Below are 18,281 nucleotides of genomic sequence, written 5' to 3' on the forward strand. Positions count from 1 at the left end.
GGAGCAGGGGTGTGGTGGACGCAGGGCGACAATCAACGAGGGGGCGGCAGGACAAGATGGCAATGACGGCAATCGAAGCGCTGTGGCGCGAGCGCGTGCGGGCGGCGGCTGCGGCGGGCACGCCGCTGTGCCTGCGTGGCGGCGGCAGCAAGGATTTCTACGGACGCGAGGCAGGCGGCGACGTATTCGAGCTGCGCGCCAACACCGGCGTGGTGGCCTACGAGCCGACCGAACTGGTGGTGACCGTGCGCGGCGGTACGCCGCTGGCCGAGCTCGAGGCGCTGCTCGCGGCGCAGAACCAGTTCCTCGCCTTCGAGCCGCCCCACTTCGGTCCAGCCGCGACGGTCGCCGGCTGTGTGGCGGCGGGGCTGGCGGGGCCGCGGCGCATGAGCCAGGGCGCAGTGCGCGATTTCGTCCTCGGCGTGAAGATGCTCGATGGTCGTGGCGAACTGCTTTCCTTTGGCGGCCAGGTCATGAAGAACGTCGCCGGCTATGACGTGTCGCGGCTCGTTGCCGGCAGCCTCGGCACCCTCGGCATCGTGCTCGAAGTCTCGCTGAAGGTGCTGCCGCGGCCGGTAGCCGAGGCGACGCTGCGTTTCGAGATGGACGAGGCTGGGGCGATCGAGCGCATGAATGCGTGGGGCGGACAGCCCCTGCCGGTGTCGGCCACGCTCTGGCAGGCCGGTGTGCTGCACCTGCGCCTGTCGGGGGCGGATGCCGCCGTGCGCGCTGCCTGTGCGCGCCTGGGTGGCGAGCGCATCGACGATGCAACGGCCGCCGTGCTGTGGCAGTCGGTGCGCGAGCACGCCCACGAAGCGTTCGCGTTGGCGCCGGGCGAGTCCTTGTGGCGCCTGGCCGTGCCGACCACGGCGCCCGCGCTCGGCCTGCCCGGGCGTCAGGTGATGGAGTGGGGTGGCGGTCTGCGCTGGCTGGCAGGGCCGGCCGATGCCGCAGTCGTGCGCGCCCGTGCTGCGGCCGTGGGTGGCCATGCCACCTGTTTCCGCGGTGGCGATCGCCGCGGCGCGGTGTTTCATCCGCTCGCCGCGTCCGTCGCGACCTTGCACCATCGCCTCAAGAAGGCCTTCGATCCTGCCGGCATCCTCAACCCCGGCCGTCTTTACGCGGAGTTCTGAAGCATGCAGACCCAACTCGCCGATTTCGTGCGCGGCACCCCCGAGGGTGCCGAGGCCGAGGAGATCCTGCGCAAGTGTGTGCATTGCGGTTTCTGCACCGCGACCTGTCCGACCTATCAATTGCTCGGCGACGAGCTCGACGGACCGCGCGGGCGCATCTACCTGATCAAGCAGATGCTCGAAGGGGCTGAGGTCACGGAGAAGACCCGCCTGCACCTCGACCGCTGCCTCACCTGCCGATCCTGTGAGTCCACCTGTCCGTCGGGCGTGCATTACAGCCGCTTGCTCGACATCGGCCGCCACATGGTCAACGAGCGCGTGCCGCAGCGCGGCGGCGCGGCGATGACGCGCTGGGTGCTGCGCGAGTTCGTGCCGCGTCCGCGTCTGTTCGGCGCGGCGATGAAGCTTGGCCAGGCGATGCGCGGACTGCTGCCGGCCACGCTCAAGGCCAAGGTCATGGTGCCGCGCCCGGCGGGGGCATGGCCGGCGGCCCGCCACGCTCGGCGGGTGCTCGCGCTGGCGGGGTGTGCGCAGCCCTCGATGGCGCCTTCCATCAACGCGGCGGCGGCGCGCGTGCTCGACGCCGTGGGGGTATCGATGTCCGAGGCGCCAGGCGCCGGCTGCTGCGGCGCGGTGCGCTTCCACCTCCATGACCAGGAGGGCGCGCGCGACGATGCGCGACGCAACATCGACGCCTGGTGGCCTGCCATCGAGTCCGGCGCGATCGAAGCCATCGTGATGACCGCTTCCGGCTGCGGGGTCCAGGTGCGCGACTATGGGCATCTGCTGCAGCACGATCCCGCATATGCCGACAAGGCCGCGCGGGTGAGCGAGCTGACGCGCGACATCGCCGAGGTCGTGGCCGCCGAGGCCGATGCGCTTGTTGCTGCGCTCGGCGCGCGCGCGCTGCCGCGGCGTCGCTTGGCCTGGCATGCGCCCTGCACGCTGCAGCATGGGCAGCGCATCCGTGGCACCGTGGAGCGCTTGCTGGCGTCGGCCGGTTTCGAGCTGACTCCCGTGCGTGACGCTCACCTGTGCTGCGGTTCGGCGGGCACCTATTCCCTGCTTCAGCCCGAGCTGTCGACGCGTTTGCGCGACGACAAGCTCGATGCCCTGCAGGCAGGCGGTGCGGGGCTGATCGCTTCGGCCAACATCGGCTGCATATCCCACCTTCAGGGCGGGACCGGGACGCCGGTGCGGCACTGGGTCGAGCTTGTCGACGATTGCCTGGCCGGGCGTGAGCCAGGCGTTGGCGGCTGAGCGTGAAATAAATCACGCCGCCGCAGGTCGCCCGGTCTGGTTCACCGCGTGCCGCCTCTGCCGCCCTGCCGGCGCCCTTGCTATGATGCTTCGTCACCAAGCCTTGGGCTGCTTCTTCTTCGATGTCATTCACCGCCGAGACCTGCGTCGCCATGCACACGGGCGACCGCAAGGAACAACAGGACCGCGTGGGCCTTTTCGGGCATCCGACCAGGCCCGGCATGATGATGGCCGTGCTCGCCGACGGCATGGGGGGGCACAGCGGTGGTGCCATGGCCGCCGAGCAGGTGCTGTTGCGCGCACGGCAGAACTTCGAGGCCTACGCACCCCTGCACGAAACCCCCCAGCACCTGCTCGGCAGCGTGATCGACGAGGCGCACACGGTCATCAAGCTCACCCGCTTCACCAGCGAGCAGGATCCGCACAGCACAGCCGTTGTCTTCATGCTCCAGCAAGGCAAGGCGTACTGGGCGCACTGCGGTGACTCGCGCATCTACCATTTCCGCGGCGTACGCACGGTGTCGCGCAGCGCAGACCACTCGCTGGTGGGCGAGCTGCAGCGCAAGGGGCGCCTGGACGAAGCCGGCGCCCTCAACCATCCTCAGCGCAACGTGCTGCTCGCCTGCCTTGGCAGCGAGCGCGAACCGCGCATTGAGTACGGCAGCGAAGAGGCACCCGTTGCCGGCGACTGTTTCCTGTTGTGCTCCGATGGTCTGTGGGCCTACTTCAGCGATACCGAGCTCGCTTCGACACTGCAGGAGCTGGCGCCGCGGGCGGCGGCGGAGCGCCTGATCGCGCTTGCGCGCCAGCGCGCCTGCGGCAGCGGCGACAACATCTCGCTTGCCATCATCAAGCTCGTTCCTGCCGCGCCCAAGAGCGCGCTGCCGCCGCTGCGCTGACCCATTGCAGGGCCATGCCGCGCTGCGAGCGCGGGGCCCGCTCCCCCTTCTGGTGCATTTGGATGATTGCATAGGCCGCGAATGCCGTTAATATGGCTTTCGTGTCGGCCCCATGCGCCTTGAGCGCGGGGCAGGGAGAGATCAACAATAGGGCGGCCGACGCGTCTTTCGATTGCAATTTCATACTGTTCTACAGGGAGGACTACGCCCATGCCTCTGGTCATCGGAGTGCTAGCGGAGACCCATCCCGGCGAGCGACGCCTGTCCGTCGTGCCGGATGTGGTCAAGAAGTATCAGGGCCTTGGCGCCCAGGTGGTGATGCAGAAGGAGGCGGGCAAGGCCGCGCACTTCCGCGATACCGATTTTGCCGATGTGAGCTTCGTCGATAGCGCAGAAGCGGTTGCTGCCGCGGCCGACGTGGTGCTGTGCGTGCAGGCCCCGCCGGCCGCCATCATCGGCGCCATGAAGCCGGGCAGCGTGCTGTGCGGCATGCTGCAGCCGTGGGCGAGCGCCGAGCGTGTGCAACAGCTCATCGACGGCCAGATCAGCGCGTTCGCGCTCGAGCTGCTGCCGCGCATCTCGCGCGCGCAGAGCATGGACATCCTGTCGAGCCAGGGGGCGGTCGCCGGCTACGAGTGTGCGCTGATCGCCGCTGACCACTCGCCCAAGTTCTTCCCCATGCTGACCTACGCCGCCGGCTCCATCCGCCCGGCCAAGGTACTGGTGATCGGCGCTGGCGTGGCCGGTCTGCAGGCGATCGCCACTGCGCGCCGCATCGGCGCCATGGTCGAGGCCTATGACGTGCGTCCCGAGACGCGCGAACAGATCGAGTCGCTCGGCGCCAAGTTCGTCGACACCGGCGTGTCGGCTGCGGGTACGGGCGGTTATGCCCGCGAGCTCACCGACGAGGAAAAGGCCAAGCAGGCCGAACGCCTGGCCAAGGCCGTGGCGCAGTGCGACGCACTCATCACCACCGCGGCGATCCCGGGCAAGAAAGCACCCAAGATCATCACCGCCGACATGATCGCGCGCATGAAGCCGGGCGCCGTGGTCGTCGACATGGCGGCCGAGACCGGCGGCAACGTTGAGGGCACGGTCGCCGGCGAGAAGGTGTGGATCAACGACGTGCTCGTGATCGGTCCGACCAACATCGCCAGCCGCATGCCGGTGCATGCGTCCGAGATGATCGCCAAGAATCTGTTCAATTTCATTTCGCCCTTCGTCAAGGACGGCGCACTCGCGCTCGACTGGCAGGACGAGGTGCTCTCAGGCAGCTGCCTGACGCATGCGGGCGAGCTTCGCCACGCCGGCGTCAAGGCCGCGCTCGGCCTGTAAGGAGGACACGCCATGGATGGCTTTACCGCGCTGTACATCTTCGCGCTGGCCGCGTTCACCGGATACGAGGTGATTTCGCGCGTGCCGGTGATCCTGCATACCCCGCTGATGTCGGGGTCCAACTTCGTGCACGGTGTCGTGCTGATCGGCGCCATGGTCGCGCTCGGTCACGCCGACCCGGAAGACCCGGTGCAACTAGTGATCGGCTTCTTCGCCGTGTTCCTCGGTGCGGCCAATGCCGCCGGTGGCTACATCGTCACCGAACGCATGCTGGGCATGTTCAAGGCCGGCGGCCGCAAGGGGGGTGAGCAATGACGTCGAACTGGTTCGTGAGCATGGCGTACTTCATCGTCGCCGTGGTCTTCATCCTCGGCCTCAAGGCCATGGCCTCGCCGGTGACGGCGCGCAAGGGCATCGTGTGGGCGGGCTTCGCCATGGTCGGCGCGACCGTGGTGACCTTCTTCATGCCCGGCCTCCACAACGTCGGCCTGATGGTGCTGGCGATCGTGCTTGGCGGCGGTGCCGCCTGGTACAGCGGCAAGATCGTCAAGATGACCGACATGCCGCAGATGGTCGCCATCTACAACGGCATGGGCGGCGGCGCGGCGGCGGGCATCGCCGCGATCGAGCTGGTGCGTGGCGTGCAGCATGACGCCATCACCTCGACGCTGCTCGCCCTGGGCGCGATCATCGGTGCGGTCGCCTTCTCCGGCTCGTGCGTGGCCTTTGCCAAGCTGCAGGGCCTGATGAACAAGGCGATCCGCCTGCCGCAGCAGAACAACGTGAACTTCTTCCTGACCTTGCTGACCTTCGGCGTGGGCCTGACCGTGGCCTACTCCGATTCGCCCGGCGGTTTCGAGATCTTCCTGTTCTTCGTGCTCGCGCTGGCGCTCGGCGTGGTGCTGGTGATGCCGATCGGCGGCGCCGACATGCCGGTGGTGATTTCGCTGCTGAACGCCTTCACCGGCCTGGCGGTGGGCTTCAAGGGCTTCGTGATCGGCAACCCGGCGCTGATCGTGGCCGGTATCGTGGTCGGCGCCTCGGGCATGCTGCTCACCCAGCTCATGGCCAAGGCGATGAACCGCCCGATCAAGAACATCATCTTCACCCCGCTCACCGGTGCGGCGGCCGAAGGCGGCGAGGCGGTCGAGGGCACAATGCGCGAACTGTCGTCGATGGACGCGGCAGCACTGATGCGCTACGGCCAGAAGGTCATCATCGTGCCGGGCTACGGCATGGCGGTGGCCGGCGCCCAGCACAAGGTGTGGGAGATGGCGCAACTGCTCGAGGAGGGCGGCGTCGAGGTGGTGTTCGCGATCCATCCGGTCGCGGGCCGCATGCCGGGCCACATGAACGTGCTGCTGGCCGAGGCCGGCGTGCCCTACGACAAGATCTTCGACCTCGACGAGATCAACGCCGACTTCGCGCAGGCGGACGTGGCGCTGGTGATCGGCGCCAACGACGTGGTGAACCCGGTGGCGCGCACCGACAAGTCGAGCCCGATCTACGGCATGCCGATCCTGAATGCCGACATGGCGCAGAACGTCATCGTGGTCAAGCGCGGCAAGGGTGCCGGCTACTCGGGTATCGAGAATGCGCTGTTCTACAAGGACAACTGCCGCATGCTCTACGGCAGCGCGCAGGAAGCCATCGGTGAAGTGATCCAGCACGTGAAGGCGCTGGAGGTCTGACGCGTTCTGCCCCGCCGCCAGTTTGCGGCGGGGTGCTCAAGTCTGACTGGCATCGGGCCGTTACCGGAACCATGTGTTCCCGGGAGCGGCCCGATGCGTTTCTTGCCTCTGTTGATGTCGATGATTCTGATGCTTGCCGCTGGGCAGGTACATGCCCAGGCCGACGGTGCTGCCGGCATCGATGACGCTGCCGTCGATGGGACTCCGGAGGGGGCAGAAACAGCGAATCAAGGCGCCGACGGGCGCGAGCCGCCCGAGTGGCGCAGCACCGCGGGCTACCCATTCCCGGCGCTGGCCGACACGGTGGCGCGCATGCAGAACGTGGCGCACGCCATGCGGCTGCGGGATTACTGCGCCGATCGCCGCGTGCCAGACGAATTCGTGCGTGCTCGCTTGCAGCGCTTCAGTCAGCTCACCGGGCGCGAGGAAACCTGCACCACGCTGCTCGACTACTGAGCGGCGCTGGCCAGGAAAGCGGCGAACTCTTCTGCGCGGAGCGGGCGGCCGAACAGCGGGCCCTGCTGCAGTTGGCAGCCGAGGGCGCAGAGGAAGGCTTGCTGCCCAGGGTCTTCGACGCCGCGGGCGTAGATCTCGAGCCCGAGCGTGGTCGCCAGGCTGCCCACGGCCTCGACGACGGCCTCGCTATCTTCGTCCTTGCCTACGCCGCGGACGAGGGCGGGGTCCAGTTTCAGGGCCTTCACCGGGTAGCGGCGCAAACGGGGTATCGAAGACAGGCCGCGCCCGAAGTCATCAACTGCAAGGCGGATACCGATCTCGCTCAGGCGGTCCAGGGTTGCGCTCAGTTCGGAGCCCTGTTCTTCCAGGATCTTTTCGTCGAGATCGAGTTCGAGCCGATCGGCGGACAGGCCGGTTGCGCGCAAGGTCACCGCAACGCGTTCGGCGAAGTCGCCGTGGATCAATTGCTCGAGACCGACGTTCACCGTGAGGCGCGGCGGCCTGCCCCCCGCGACCGCTGGCCAGTCATGGGCCAGTCGGCAAGCCGTACGCAGGACCCAGTCGCCCAGGCGAGCGAGCAGGACCGGGTCGCCGATCGCGCCGATGAAGCGTCGGAAGGGCAGCAGGCCGAGTTCGGGGTGCTGCCAGCGCAGCAGGGCTTCGCCTGCCTGGACGATGCCGGTACGTGCATCAACCAGGGGCTGGAAGTGCAGCAGCAACTGATGCTGCTCGAGCGCGTCGCGCAGTCCGCTCTCCAGGTAGGCGTCATCGAATCCTGGGTCGTCGGCGAGGACGTCGTAATGCTGATGGTTGTTGCCGCCCAGTCGGCGTGCTTGCTGCAGGGCAAGCCTGGAGTGGCGGAGCAGGGTGTCGAGGTCGCGCCCGTCCTGCGGGAAGAGCGCGACCCCGGCGCTGGCGGTGAGCGCGAGACTGCAGACGCCAACGAGCAGGGGCTGTGCGACGCTGGCGACCAGTGCGCTGGCAGCGCGCGCTGCCTGGCTCGGCAGGTCGATCTCGGGGAGCAGTACCAGGAAGCTGTCGCTGCGCTCGCGTGCGACGATCGCCGTCTGTCCTGCCGCTTCCTTCAGGCGATGTGCGAGATGCTGCAGGGCGGCATCGCCGATATGGTCGCCGTGTGCACGGTTGACGGCCTTGAAGCCATCGATGTCGATGCGCACCAGCGCCATGGTGCCGTGCTGGGCCCGCACGCGGGCGGCGCTGTCGTCGAAGCGCGCTTCGAGCAGGCGTCGATTGGGCAGGCCGGTGAGCAGGTCGTGGCAGGCCAGGTACATGGCCCGGAAGTCGGCGCTGCCTTCGCTTGCCGCAGAGGCACTGCGTGTTGGCTGTATCGCCTTGCGGCTCCTGGATTCCACGGCTGCGCCGGGCTGCGCGGGCGCGCTCAGGATGATGGCGTGGATGCCCGGTCGCAGCCGGGGGGCCGCGATGAACTCGAGAACGCGCTCGCCACCGCCGGGCAGCGCGAAGGCGAGTGTGCCGCGCTTTTCGCCCTGGATGAGCACGCGTGCGCGTGCGGCCAGGAAGGCCTCTTCACTGGGAAAAAGTTCGGCGAGCGGGCGGCCTGCAACCTGGCGATAGTCTCGCCCCAGCAGGGTGCAGGCGGCGCTGTTGGCATCGAGCACGACCTCATCGCCGGTAATGACGAGGCCTTCGTCGAGCAACTCGAGCAGGGCAAGGTAGACGCCGGTCTCGGCGCCCTCCGAGAGGTCGGGAACGAAAGCTTCAGTCGTAGTGGGCAGGCCCGGTTTGGGGGGCGTGCCCGGGGGGCGTCCAGATGGATTCACGGGCGGCTTCAGCGTTGAGGTTTCCTGCCTTTACGGCACGACCTGCAGGATACTTGATGCTGTGTCCGAGCCGTGACCGGAAAAGGCCGCGCTGTGGGGGCTATTTTTTGCCCAAGCCGCCCAGGAGCACCGCGATCGGCCGTTTCGGCCGACGCAGCGGGTCGGTTTGGGGCGACGGCGTGAGTGCGGGCGCCGCGTCGCTGACGGCGGTGTTGACGCCGCTGGCGGGTTCGTAAGGCTTGCTGAAGTCGAAGCCGTCGGCGTCGACCGTCGAGCGTCCGCGTCGAGCCTGTTGGCGCGTGTCGTCGCGCCCGCGTTCGCGGTCGCCATCCCGGCGCTTGTCCGGCGTGCGCGAGCTGGCAGGTGTGCGCGCAGCTTCGTCGTCGGGGCGCATGCCCGCCGCGCTGCGTCGGCCGCGTTGGCCGCGTGAGCCCGCCTCATGGAAGTCCGGGTCGGGATCGAAGCCGGGTACGATCTCCTGCGGGATCTGGAACTTGATCAGCTTCTCGATCTCGGCCAGCCAGTGCTTCTCTTCCGAGCTCACCAGAGAGATTGCATAGCCGTGGTGGCCAGCGCGGCCGGTGCGGCCGATGCGGTGCACGTAGTCCTCGGCGGTATGCGGGAGCTCGAAGTTGATGACGAAGGGCAACTCGTCGATGTCGATGCCACGTGCGGCGACGTCGGTGGCGACCAGCACGCGCAGCTTGCCCGACTTGAAGGCTTCCAGGGTCTCGGTACGCTGCTGCTGGCCCTTGTCGCCGTGGATGGCGTCGGCCGAGATGCCGGCGCGCTCGAGATAGTGGGCCAGGCGGCCGCACACCAGCTTGGTGTCGACGAAGACCAACGCCTGGGTGTCGGGCTTGTGGCGCAGAAGGTGGGCGAGCAGGTTGCGCTTCATGCCCGAGGACACCGGGTGCACCACGTGGGTGATGGTCTCGGAAACCATGTTGCGGCGCGCGACCTCGATCAGCTGCGGGTTCTTCAGCATCTGGTCGGCGAGCTTCTTGATCTCGTCCGAGAAGGTGGCCGAGAACAGCAGGCTCTGCCGTTGCGCGGGCAGCAGGGAGAGGATGCGCTTGATGTCGGGGATGAAGCCCATGTCCAGCATGCGGTCGGCTTCGTCGAGCACCAGCACCTCGACCTGCGAGAGGTTGATCGACTTCTGTTCGATATGGTCGAGGAGTCGCCCCGGGGTGGCGATGACGACCTCGATGCCACGGCGCAGCTCGGCCTGCTGAGGGCGGATGTCGACGCCGCCATAGACGCACACCGAGCGCAGCGGCAGATGCTTGCTGTAGGTCTTGACCGATTCGTAGACCTGCATCGCCAGCTCGCGGGTCGGGGCGAGGATGAGCGCGCGCGTCTGGTGGCGGGCAGGCGATGTGCTGGTGTTGGCGTGGCGGGCGATGCGGTGCAGCAGCGGCAGGGTGAAGCCGGCCGTCTTGCCGGTTCCCGTCTGGGCGCCGCCCATGACGTCGTGGCCAGCGATCACGATCGGGATGGCCTGGCGCTGGATGGGCGTGGGTTCGTTGTAGCCGGCGTCGGTGACGGCTTGCAGCAGTTCGGGAATGAGGCCGAGATCGGCGAAACTCATGGGCGCCTTTGCGGAGAGTGCAGCCCCGCTGCAAAGGTGCGCGCGACTGCCGGATTGGTAAAGGCCGGATTATACACGGCGCGAAAAATCGTTTACCGCACAGGGGCTTCGCGCCGAGGGTTATTGAATGATCGCCAGCGACGACCCGCTGCGCGCATCCCCCGCAGCAGGCGCGGCGCAAGCCCTGAGCCTTGCTTCATCCCGGGCCTGCCGCCGCCTATTTCTTCAGCATCAGGAAGGCGGTGACTTCCTCGCGGTCGTGGTAGAGGTGCTTGATGCGCAGATCGAACGGGCCGACGCTGTTGAGCCGCTTGCGGATGAGCTCGCGGCACTGTTCGACGGCCTCGACGCGGCGCTTCATCGGCAGCTTGAGGTTGAAGACGGCGTAGCGGCAGCGGCCGGTGGCGACCCACTCCGCCATCAGTGAGGCGATGCGGCTGGGCTGCTCGACCATGTCGCACACCAGCCAGTCCACAGGTCGGTGCGGGCGCCAGGTAAAGCCGTCGGCGCGCAGGTGCTCGACCATCTCGGTTGCCATCACGGTGTCGCGCAGCGGCCCGTTGTCGATGGCGGTGACGCGCAGCCCGCGCTGTACGAGCTGCCAGGTCCAGCCCCCAGGGGCGGCGCCCAGGTCTACCGCGCGCTGGCCGGCGCGCAGCATGTTGTCGCGCTCGTGGTCGTCGAGCAGCACCATGAATGCTTCGGCCAGCTTCATGGTCGAGCGGCTGGGGGCGCTCGAGGGCATGCGCAGGCGCGGGATGCCCATCGGCCAGGTCGAGCACTGGCCGGGCTGGCCGGCACCGAGCCAGGCGGTGGTGGCGTCCGAAAACAGCACATGGAGCACCGGCAGGCCGGCGCGGCTGGTGCGCAGGCAGCCGGCTTTCTCGAGGGCCTTGGCGAGCGGTTCGGTAAAGCGCTTGCAGAAGCCGGAGCGCTGCTTGGCCTCGTCGGTGTCCGGGGTTTCCAGCATGACGCCGGAGAAACGCTGGCCCGAGGCCTTGACCGCATCGACGATCGGGGTGGCGCGGTCGCGCTCGGGCAGGCCTTCGACGCGTGCAAACCAGGGCAGCAGCTGACGGGCGAAGGTGGCGCGTTGCCAGTCGGTAGCGTTACCGAAGTTGCCGAGCGGCGTTGGCTCGAAGGTTTCGTATACGACGAAACCGGAATTGGGCTCGGCGCGCACGTAGCCGATGAGTCCGGCCTCGGCGGCGAGGTCGTCGAGCTCGGCTGCCAGCTCCTTTTCGAAGCCGGCGCGGCAATAGCCGATGAGGCCGGCGCAGAGCAGGCCGGCGGCGGGGGTGTGCTGGTTCATTGGGCGAGGGCGCGCAGGCGCTGAAGTATGATGGGGCCCGAAGCTTGCATGCCGGGGCGGGGCGCAGCATGGGCCGAGATCCCGATGATAAGCCGCCGCGGCCTCGGTGGCGAGCCCGCCGCCTTTGGTCGTGTAGCAACGGGTTTGGAAACGACAGGAGAACATGAAGATGCGCGAGATGGTTTACCGGCCCTTGGGCGACAATGGAACGCGGGTGTCGGCGATCTGCCTGGGTACGATGACCTTCGGCGAGCAGAACAGCGAGGCCGAGGCGCATGAGCAGCTCGACTATGCCGTGGCGCACGGGATCAACTTCATCGATGTGGCCGAGATGTATCCGGTGCCGGCGCGCGCCGAAACCAGCGGTGCGAGCGAATCGATCGTCGGCAGCTGGCTGGCACGCCAGGCGCGCGAAAAGCTGGTGATCGCGACCAAGGTGGCTGGGCCGGCGCGCAGCGTGGACTGGATCCGCGGCGGCCCGCTCGCACTTGATCGCGCGAACATCCGCGCAGCGGTGGAGGGGAGTCTGCGTCGCCTGCGCACGGACTATATCGACCTCTATCAGCTGCATTGGCCAGCGCGCAATCAGCCTCTGTTCGGGCAGGGCTTGTTCGATCCGGCGCGCGAGCGTGAGAGCACGCCCATCCGCAGCCAGCTCGAGGTGCTCGCCGAGCTGGTCGCGGAGGGCAAGGTGCGCCAGGTTGGCCTGTCGAACGAGTCGCCGTGGGGGGTAATGGAGTTCCTGCGCCATGCGCGTGAGTTCGATCTGCCGCGCGTGGTGAGCTTGCAGAACGCCTACAGTCTGCTCAATCGCACGTATGAGTTCGGGCTCAGCGAGATTGGCTTCCGGGAACGGGTGGGCTTGCTCGCATACTCGCCGCTGGCGTTCGGTCACTTGTCCGGCAAGTACCTCCAGGATCCGGCGGCACGCGGACGCTTGACCCTGTTCGAGAGCTTCGGCGCACGTTATGCAAAGCCCGGCGTGGGCGGCGCCGTGCAGGCCTATGCCCGCCTGGCGGGCGAATACGGCTTGAGCCTGACCCAGCTTGCTCTCGCCTTCGTCTACACGCGCTGGTGCGTCACCAGCACCATCATCGGCGCCACTACCCTGTCACAGCTGCAGGAGAACGTCGCCGCCTGGGATCTCGCCCTGCCGCCGGAGGTGCTGGCCAAGGTCGAGACACTGCATGCGGTGCATGGCAGTCCTGCGCCCTGAGTGCCGAGCCGCGTGACGCGTGCCTGCGTCCAGCGGCCTCAGCGCGTGGCCGGTGCCTGTGCGGGGGGCTGAGCGGGGCTGCCTGCCGCCGGGGATGCCGTGGCTGCGGACGGATCGGTTGCCGCGGGCGTGCCTGGCAGGGTCGGGAGCTGGGTGAGTTGGGCCGGCACGACCTCGAGCTTGCGTTCCAGCATGTAGTCGTTCATGTCGCGCCAGCCGGCAAACACCGCGGCCTTGTCGGCCGACGGGTTGAGTGTGTAGCAGTCCTCCAGTGAGCGGCCGGAATGTCGGCAGCCACTGCCAATGGCGCGTCCTTCCGCTTCCATCCGTGCCGCATCGCGCTCGGGGTTGGGCAGTTCGAGCAGTTCGGCGATCTGATCGCATCCCGTCGCAAGCGGCAGCAACGCGAGCAGCGCAAGGGTGGGCAGGAGCTTGGGCAGGGTGCGACGGTGCATGGTCGGGGCGATCGGAGTGGGCTGCAGGGTAGGGCGTTGAGTGCTTATCGGCAGGCGCGTCGGAAACTTGATGCCGGCCCCGCATGTTACATCCGGGGGTGCCCGCTTGACGCGCTGGCAACACTATAATCCGCGTGCTTGCGGGCCGTCGGTCCGGGCTTCTCGTCCTGTGTGTCAAGTATATGTATATGAAGCGTTTTCGTGGTTCATTCGGCCCTCTGGCCGCCAGCCTTTTCGTCACCTTCGCGTGCGCGCTTCCGGCGCAGGCCGCGGCCCCTCTGCAAGTGGAGCTTCATCATCGCCTGCCCGAGAGCCGGGTCGGCGCGCTGGCCGACCTGGTCGAGCGCTTCAATGCCCAGTCCAAGGACGTGCGGGTCGTGCTCAGCGACGTCGATTGGCGTGCCGGCAATCCGCACATGATGATTCTCGAAGGCGATGACGAGGAGGAGTTCGTCTCCGGCAAGCCGCGCTTCAAGCCCTTGCATGCGCTCATGCGCGAGAGCGGCGTGGCGCTGCAGGCCGTGCGCCCGCCGGCGATGATGACGCGTACGCCTGTCGATGCCCAGGGGCGTCTGCTGGCCTTGCCGATCGGACTGTCCACGCCGGTGCTCTTCCTCAACCGCGATGCCTTGCGGCGCGCCGGCATGAACCCCGAGACGACGGCCATCTCCACCTGGTTCGACCTTCAGGAGACACTGGGGCGCCTGGCCGATGCCGGCCATACCTGCCCCTACACCGTGTCGGAGCCGGGCCGGGTGATGGTGGAGAATCTCAGTGCGTGGCACAACGAGCCCGTGGCCGCAATGCGTGACAAGCGCGTCGTGCCCAGTTTCAACGGCATGTTCCAGGTCAAGCATGTGGCGATGATGGCGAGCTGGACGCGTGCCCGCTATCTGCATGTGTTCGATCAGCAGGCAGAGTCCGAGCGCCGCTTTGCCAGTGGCGACTGCGCGGTGATTGCAGCCCCCTCGGCAAGCTGGGTGGACTTCCGGCGCAGTGGTCAGGTCGATGTCGGTGTCGTCCGTCTGCCGTATTACGACGACTTCCCCGGTGCGCCGCAGAACACCGTTGCCGACGGCCCTGCACTGTGGGTCTCGGCGGGCAAGAAGCCGACCGAATACAAGGCGGTCGCACGGTTCGTAGCCTTCTGGCTGCAGCCTGAGAACCAGGTCGCGTGGCAGCGCGAGACGGGCTATCTGCCGCTCAATCGTGCCGGCTTGCTGGCGTCGACGAGCGAACTGCTCGGTGATGACCTCGACAACGTCCGCGTTGCGGTCGAGCAGCTCACCAACAAGCCGGCAACGCCGCAGTCTTCCGCTCAGCCTGCGGTCGAGCGCAGTAAGGTGCGTCGTATCCTCGACGAGGAACTGGCCGGTGTATGGGCGGATGAGAAGGCCGCCAAGGAGGCGCTCGATAACGCCGTCATGCGGGCGCAGGGCGGCCAGTAGCGCTTGTGGATATTGCCTGCGGGTACGGGCACTTGCGACCAGCCGGAAGCAGGTTTCGCTCCCGGCTGGTCGGCTTGACGCCGCGCGCGCGCGGCGCCTAACATCCCGCTTTTTTCGCGAGCGTGTCCGCCTTGTCCGTCAAGCAGCTATTCGCGCCGATCGCCGCCGACATGCAGGCAGTCGACGCCGTCATTCGCGATCGTCTCTACTCCGATGTCGTCCTGATCCGTCAGGTGGCGGAGTACATCATCCACAGCGGCGGCAAGCGCTTGCGTCCGGCACTGGTCCTGTTCACCGCGGGCGCCATGGGTTACAAGGGCACGCAGCACCATGAGCTTGCTGCGGTGGTTGAGTTCATTCATACCGCGACCTTACTGCACGATGACGTGGTCGACGAGTCCGACCTGCGGCGTGGCAACAAGACGGCCAATGCGATGTTCGGCAATGCGGCCTCGGTGCTTGTGGGCGACTTCCTCTACTCGCGCGCCTTTCAGATGATGGTTGGGGTGGACAACATGCGCGTGATGCGCGTGCTGGCCGATGCGACCAACGTGATTGCCGAAGGCGAGGTGTTGCAACTCCTGAACTGTAACAACGCAGATGTCGTCATCGACGATTATCTGCGCGTGATCCGCTACAAGACCGCCAAGCTGTTCGAAGCGGCTGCGCGCCTCGGCGGCATCCTGGGGGGCGCCGACAGCGCCCTCGAGGAACGTCTTGCCGCCTTTGGCATGCATCTGGGAACGGCTTTCCAGCTCATCGACGATGTGCTCGACTACTCGGCCGACGAAGTCGACACCGGCAAGCATCTGGGCGACGATCTCGCCGAGGGCAAGCCGACCCTGCCGCTCATTCACGTCATGCAGAAGGGCAGTCCCGAGCAGGCCGCGCTGGTCCGCAGCGCGATCGAGAATGGCGGTCGCGATGACTTTGCTGCCGTGCTGGCGGCAATCCAGGACACCTGTGCGCTGGAAGAGACGCGCCGTTACGCTGCGGCAGAGGCGCAATTGGCCATAGACGCAATATCGACACTTCCCCCTTCCATTTTCAAGGATGCGCTGCTACAATTATCGGACTTTGCAGTTAGGCGAAATCACTGATATATTAGTGGGCTTCGCAAGGCAGCGAGTGAAAGTGTCGGGGAATAGCTCAGCCTGGTAGAGCACTGCGTTCGGGACGCAGGGGCCGGAGGTTCGAATCCTCTTTCCCCGACCAATAGAATCAAGCACTTAGGCCACCTCAGCGGGTGGCCTTTTTGCTATGTACGGAATCCGTACGGAAACAGCAAAACGAAGCCCCCGCAAGCATCACGCAGGCGAGGGCTTCGTACCGACCACGCGCCCCAGGTGCATCTAAAGGAGTCGGGGCGCCGTCGGCGGTCGCGGTTTTTCTTAACAGGCACTCACGACTGATCCTGTCCGGCGTTTCCGCTAACGCGGCCCGTCCGGCTCGGGGAGGATTCACACGAAGAACACGGCGCTGTCCTCGCGCTCGGTCACTTCGCCTATCCTGGCAGCGAGTCCGAAGGCTTGCGCCATCGCCTGCAATCCGTCGATGCGGCCGGTAGCGCGCGACTTGTCCAGCTTCCTCGCGCCTGTCGGGTCTTTCACGGTGGTCGCGTTCGCCGCGCACATACTCAGGACAGGATGTCCACCGTGGGCAATGCGCCCGTTCAGCAGCTCGGCTTCCAGGGCGTCTAGAGCCGGTGCCATGTCCTTGAAGCCCTGGCCCCATTCGACCAGGGGAAGGTCGGCGCCGATCTTCTCGAACTCCTGCCGCAGCAGATCAATCCGCCATCGGTCATAGGCGATGCCTTGCACCTCCAGGCCGGCGCATATCCTGGCGATGTCGGCCGCGACGAAGGCGTAATCGACCGTTCGGCCCGGTGTCGTCTTCAGGAAGCCCTGGCGCTCCCATAGGGTGTAGGGGCTGCGGTCCTTGCGTTCGCGGTCGAGAAGGCCCTTCTCAGGCGTCCAGAACGTCGGCTGTACGTGCCACACGCCATTGACGCGGCCGATCAGCACGAAGGCGGTTAGGTCCGTCCGCATGGACAGGTCGAGGCCACCGAACACAGGCCCGTCAAACGGCAGCACAGGCCCGGCGCAGGACTTCCACACGTCAGGCGATACGAAGGGCGCGTCAGTGCTCACCCGCTGGTTCAGCAGCAGATTACGCGCTGAGTTTTCCATGCTCGGCATCCGCTTGGCTTGGACCATCTGCTCGCGCAAGTCGTCTTCAGAGCGGAACAGCCCGAGAGCGGGGTTTGCCGCCTTCCAGGCTTCCACGTCGAGTAGGTCGCATCCTTCAGGCGCGGTGAAGACGTGGCAGACGATCCGGGGATCGTTCGAGCGCATGGCGTCGTCAATCTGCACACTCAGCCAATCGGCATCGGTTGCAGCTTGCGTGCTGATGATGATTTGCAGCGGGTCAGCATGTGCGCCCTGTGCGGTCGTCAGCGAATCAATGAAGTCCGACTGCGGCCCGCGTACCTGCCCCCACTCATCACCGATAATCAGGACGGGCGAAATGCCCATAGCGGTCTTGCCGTCGGCAGCGAGGGCGCGGTATTCGGTGCTCAATGGCAAGCCCACGAGCCGCTTGCCGCTCGGCACGATCCGCACCAGCCCGGATAGCCTCGGGCTTTGCTGGATCATCTGGCAGGCGAGCCGGAACACGAGGGCGCTTTGATCGCGGGACATGGCACCGCTCACCAGTTGCGCATTCAGGCGCGCTTCAGGCCCCACGAGGTGCGCCAGCAGCAGGCAGGCGATAAGCGATGTCTTGCCCCCCTTGCGGCCCATGCTGAGGATGGCGCGGCGGGTGCCGGCTGGGTTGTCATACACAGCCCGGATGAAGTCCTGCTGAAACGGTGCCAAGCGGATAGGCTCGCCCACATGCGCGCCTTCAGGCGTGCGCAGGTAGGTTTCGATGAACCTGATGATCCGCTCGGCGCGCGTCATTTGATTAGCGTCAGGCCCGGAATCAAATCATCGTCGGCGGCGGCGTCGGTGCGTGCGGACTTCTCAGCGGCCAGCGCCTTCGCTGCGTCTTCGGACTTGCCGACCGTCGCTTCGGCATGGACATGGATCACCCTGGCCAGCGACACGGCACGCCGGGACAGGGTTTCGATCAGGCGATGCTTTGGGTTCAGCTTGTCACCGATCACATCACCTTCGCTGTCCACCTCGGCCTGCAATCGTTCGATGTCCGCTTGCGCACGAGCAAGTTGCGCCGCCATCACCAGATCGGAGTCAGTCCAGGTGTCACGCGCTCGGGCTTGCACAATCGCCACCCAGAAGGCGCGATCCTGCTCGCGCAGGGTGATATGGGCAGGCGGCTCAATCGGCCCTTGTGCGGCGTTCTGGAAGGCCGTGACAGCACCTTTCACGGTGTCGGTGCGGTGTCGCTTCGGGTTCAGCTTCATGGTTTCTCTCGGTTAGCAGAAACAGACGACTTACCGGGCGGTTCGTGGCGCTCGGTTCCTCGTGATTTTTCGCAAGCGTTCATCCACGCTTCGAGCGTCGAATGCCACTCGAATGCCGGCGTCTTCGTGCTGCGCTGCGGCGCAAGTAGCGCACAAGCAGGACGCGTGCCACTCACTTGAACACTACGCGGCATAGGCAAGGCCACGATTCTTGCTTGTGCTTCCACTCGGCATGTTGCAGCGCACATAAGTTACT

At 66.7% G+C, this 18,281-nt stretch carries 16 protein-coding genes and 1 tRNA gene; 11 read left to right on the top strand and 6 right to left on the bottom strand.

Going from position 1 to position 18,281, the window contains the following annotated elements:
- Positions 1-62 precede the first annotated feature (62 nt).
- The 7 genes from glcE to LQF09_RS06420 all read left to right on the top strand — a co-directional run bounded on the left by glcE (position 63) and on the right by LQF09_RS06420 (position 6,774).
- Entirely contained in the window at positions 63-1,133 is a 1,071-nt protein-coding gene (gene glcE / locus LQF09_RS06390) for a glycolate oxidase subunit GlcE (protein ID WP_002927581.1), read from the top strand.
- A gap of 3 nt (positions 1,134-1,136) precedes the next feature.
- Entirely contained in the window at positions 1,137-2,393 is a 1,257-nt protein-coding gene (gene glcF, locus LQF09_RS06395) for a glycolate oxidase subunit GlcF (RefSeq protein WP_002927578.1), read from the top strand.
- Positions 2,394-2,515: 122 nt separating this feature from the next.
- Positions 2,516-3,292, top strand: a complete 777-nt coding sequence (locus LQF09_RS06400) for a PP2C family protein-serine/threonine phosphatase (protein WP_002927575.1) — start codon at positions 2,516-2,518, stop codon at positions 3,290-3,292.
- A 210-nt stretch (positions 3,293-3,502) separates the two neighbouring features.
- A complete protein-coding gene (locus tag LQF09_RS06405; protein WP_270069476.1) occupies positions 3,503-4,627 on the top strand; it encodes an NAD(P) transhydrogenase subunit alpha in 1,125 nt (374 codons plus the stop codon).
- A gap of 12 nt (positions 4,628-4,639) precedes the next feature.
- On the top strand, positions 4,640-4,942 hold the full coding sequence (locus tag LQF09_RS06410; protein ID WP_002927570.1) for an NAD(P) transhydrogenase subunit alpha: 303 nt from the start codon (positions 4,640-4,642) through the stop codon (positions 4,940-4,942).
- A complete protein-coding gene (locus LQF09_RS06415; protein ID WP_270069477.1) occupies positions 4,939-6,318 on the top strand; it encodes an NAD(P)(+) transhydrogenase (Re/Si-specific) subunit beta in 1,380 nt (459 codons plus the stop codon). The genes LQF09_RS06410 and LQF09_RS06415 overlap by 4 nt, the downstream gene beginning before the upstream one ends.
- Before the next feature lie 93 nt (positions 6,319-6,411).
- Positions 6,412-6,774, top strand: coding sequence for a hypothetical protein (locus tag LQF09_RS06420; RefSeq protein ID WP_270069478.1), 363 nt, complete (start codon positions 6,412-6,414; stop codon positions 6,772-6,774).
- On the opposite strand, the gene LQF09_RS06425 is transcribed toward LQF09_RS06420, so the two are convergent.
- From LQF09_RS06425 to rlmM, 3 genes are all read right to left on the bottom strand, one after another.
- Positions 6,768-8,576 (bottom strand): putative bifunctional diguanylate cyclase/phosphodiesterase, encoded by a 1,809-nt coding sequence (locus tag LQF09_RS06425; protein ID WP_270069479.1) that lies wholly within the window; start codon positions 8,574-8,576, stop codon positions 6,768-6,770. The genes LQF09_RS06420 and LQF09_RS06425 overlap by 7 nt on opposite strands.
- Before the next feature lie 100 nt (positions 8,577-8,676).
- A complete protein-coding gene (locus LQF09_RS06430; protein ID WP_270069480.1) occupies positions 8,677-10,170 on the bottom strand; it encodes a DEAD/DEAH box helicase in 1,494 nt (497 codons plus the stop codon).
- A gap of 217 nt (positions 10,171-10,387) precedes the next feature.
- Positions 10,388-11,482, bottom strand: a complete 1,095-nt coding sequence (rlmM, locus tag LQF09_RS06435; RefSeq protein WP_002945598.1) for a 23S rRNA (cytidine(2498)-2'-O)-methyltransferase RlmM — start codon at positions 11,480-11,482, stop codon at positions 10,388-10,390.
- Between the two features lie 178 nt (positions 11,483-11,660).
- Here rlmM and LQF09_RS06440 point away from each other — a divergent pair, with 178 nt between their 5' ends.
- On the top strand, positions 11,661-12,698 hold the full coding sequence (locus LQF09_RS06440; protein ID WP_002927550.1) for an aldo/keto reductase: 1,038 nt from the start codon (positions 11,661-11,663) through the stop codon (positions 12,696-12,698).
- A 38-nt stretch (positions 12,699-12,736) separates the two neighbouring features.
- On the opposite strand, the gene LQF09_RS06445 is transcribed toward LQF09_RS06440, so the two are convergent.
- Positions 12,737-13,153, bottom strand: a complete 417-nt coding sequence (locus LQF09_RS06445) for a hypothetical protein (RefSeq protein WP_002927549.1) — start codon at positions 13,151-13,153, stop codon at positions 12,737-12,739.
- Positions 13,154-13,341: 188 nt separating this feature from the next.
- Here LQF09_RS06445 and LQF09_RS06450 point away from each other — a divergent pair, with 188 nt between their 5' ends.
- The 3 genes from LQF09_RS06450 to LQF09_RS06460 all read left to right on the top strand — a co-directional run bounded on the left by LQF09_RS06450 (position 13,342) and on the right by LQF09_RS06460 (position 15,816).
- Positions 13,342-14,601 carry an extracellular solute-binding protein gene (locus tag LQF09_RS06450; protein ID WP_270069481.1) on the top strand — a complete coding sequence of 420 codons (1,260 nt, stop codon included), beginning with the start codon at positions 13,342-13,344 and terminating at the stop codon, positions 14,599-14,601.
- Between the two features lie 131 nt (positions 14,602-14,732).
- A complete protein-coding gene (ispB, locus tag LQF09_RS06455) occupies positions 14,733-15,701 on the top strand; it encodes an octaprenyl diphosphate synthase (protein ID WP_270069482.1) in 969 nt (322 codons plus the stop codon).
- A 38-nt stretch (positions 15,702-15,739) separates the two neighbouring features.
- Positions 15,740-15,816, top strand: a tRNA-Pro gene (locus LQF09_RS06460).
- Between the two features lie 245 nt (positions 15,817-16,061).
- On the opposite strand, the gene LQF09_RS06465 is transcribed toward LQF09_RS06460, so the two are convergent.
- Together LQF09_RS06465 and LQF09_RS06470 are read right to left on the bottom strand one after the other, a co-directional pair.
- Entirely contained in the window at positions 16,062-17,561 is a 1,500-nt protein-coding gene (locus LQF09_RS06465; protein WP_270069483.1) for a terminase large subunit, read from the bottom strand.
- The gene (locus tag LQF09_RS06470) at positions 17,558-18,025 is read right to left on the bottom strand and encodes a hypothetical protein (RefSeq protein ID WP_270069484.1); all 468 of its coding nucleotides are present in this window, start codon (positions 18,023-18,025) and stop codon (positions 17,558-17,560) included. Before LQF09_RS06470 ends, LQF09_RS06465 begins: the two co-directional genes overlap by 4 nt.
- Between the last annotated feature and the right edge of the window lie 256 nt (positions 18,026-18,281).

The sequence above is a fragment of the Thauera sp. WB-2 genome (genome assembly GCF_027594845.1).
GTDB lineage: Bacteria > Pseudomonadota > Gammaproteobacteria > Burkholderiales > Rhodocyclaceae > Thauera > Thauera mechernichensis.

What these genes read in the sequence shown, in the direction of transcription:
- glcE (WP_002927581.1), top strand. Translation starts at nt 63, where the DNA reads ATGACGGCAATCGAAGCGCTGTGGCGCGAGCGCGTGCGGGCGGCGGCT.
- glcF (WP_002927578.1), top strand. Translation starts at nt 1,137, where the DNA reads ATGCAGACCCAACTCGCCGATTTCGTGCGCGGCACCCCCGAGGGTGCC.
- LQF09_RS06400 (WP_002927575.1), top strand. Translation starts at nt 2,516, where the DNA reads ATGTCATTCACCGCCGAGACCTGCGTCGCCATGCACACGGGCGACCGC.
- LQF09_RS06405 (WP_270069476.1), top strand. Translation starts at nt 3,503, where the DNA reads ATGCCTCTGGTCATCGGAGTGCTAGCGGAGACCCATCCCGGCGAGCGA.
- LQF09_RS06410 (WP_002927570.1), top strand. Translation starts at nt 4,640, where the DNA reads ATGGATGGCTTTACCGCGCTGTACATCTTCGCGCTGGCCGCGTTCACC.
- LQF09_RS06415 (WP_270069477.1), top strand. Translation starts at nt 4,939, where the DNA reads ATGACGTCGAACTGGTTCGTGAGCATGGCGTACTTCATCGTCGCCGTG.
- LQF09_RS06420 (WP_270069478.1), top strand. Translation starts at nt 6,412, where the DNA reads ATGCGTTTCTTGCCTCTGTTGATGTCGATGATTCTGATGCTTGCCGCT.
- LQF09_RS06430 (WP_270069480.1), bottom strand. Translation starts at nt 10,170, where the DNA reads ATGAGTTTCGCCGATCTCGGCCTCATTCCCGAACTGCTGCAAGCCGTC.
- rlmM (WP_002945598.1), bottom strand. Translation starts at nt 11,482, where the DNA reads ATGAACCAGCACACCCCCGCCGCCGGCCTGCTCTGCGCCGGCCTCATC.
- LQF09_RS06440 (WP_002927550.1), top strand. Translation starts at nt 11,661, where the DNA reads ATGGTTTACCGGCCCTTGGGCGACAATGGAACGCGGGTGTCGGCGATC.
- LQF09_RS06445 (WP_002927549.1), bottom strand. Translation starts at nt 13,153, where the DNA reads ATGCACCGTCGCACCCTGCCCAAGCTCCTGCCCACCCTTGCGCTGCTC.
- LQF09_RS06450 (WP_270069481.1), top strand. Translation starts at nt 13,342, where the DNA reads ATGAAGCGTTTTCGTGGTTCATTCGGCCCTCTGGCCGCCAGCCTTTTC.
- LQF09_RS06465 (WP_270069483.1), bottom strand. Translation starts at nt 17,561, where the DNA reads ATGACGCGCGCCGAGCGGATCATCAGGTTCATCGAAACCTACCTGCGC.
- LQF09_RS06470 (WP_270069484.1), bottom strand. Translation starts at nt 18,025, where the DNA reads ATGAAGCTGAACCCGAAGCGACACCGCACCGACACCGTGAAAGGTGCT.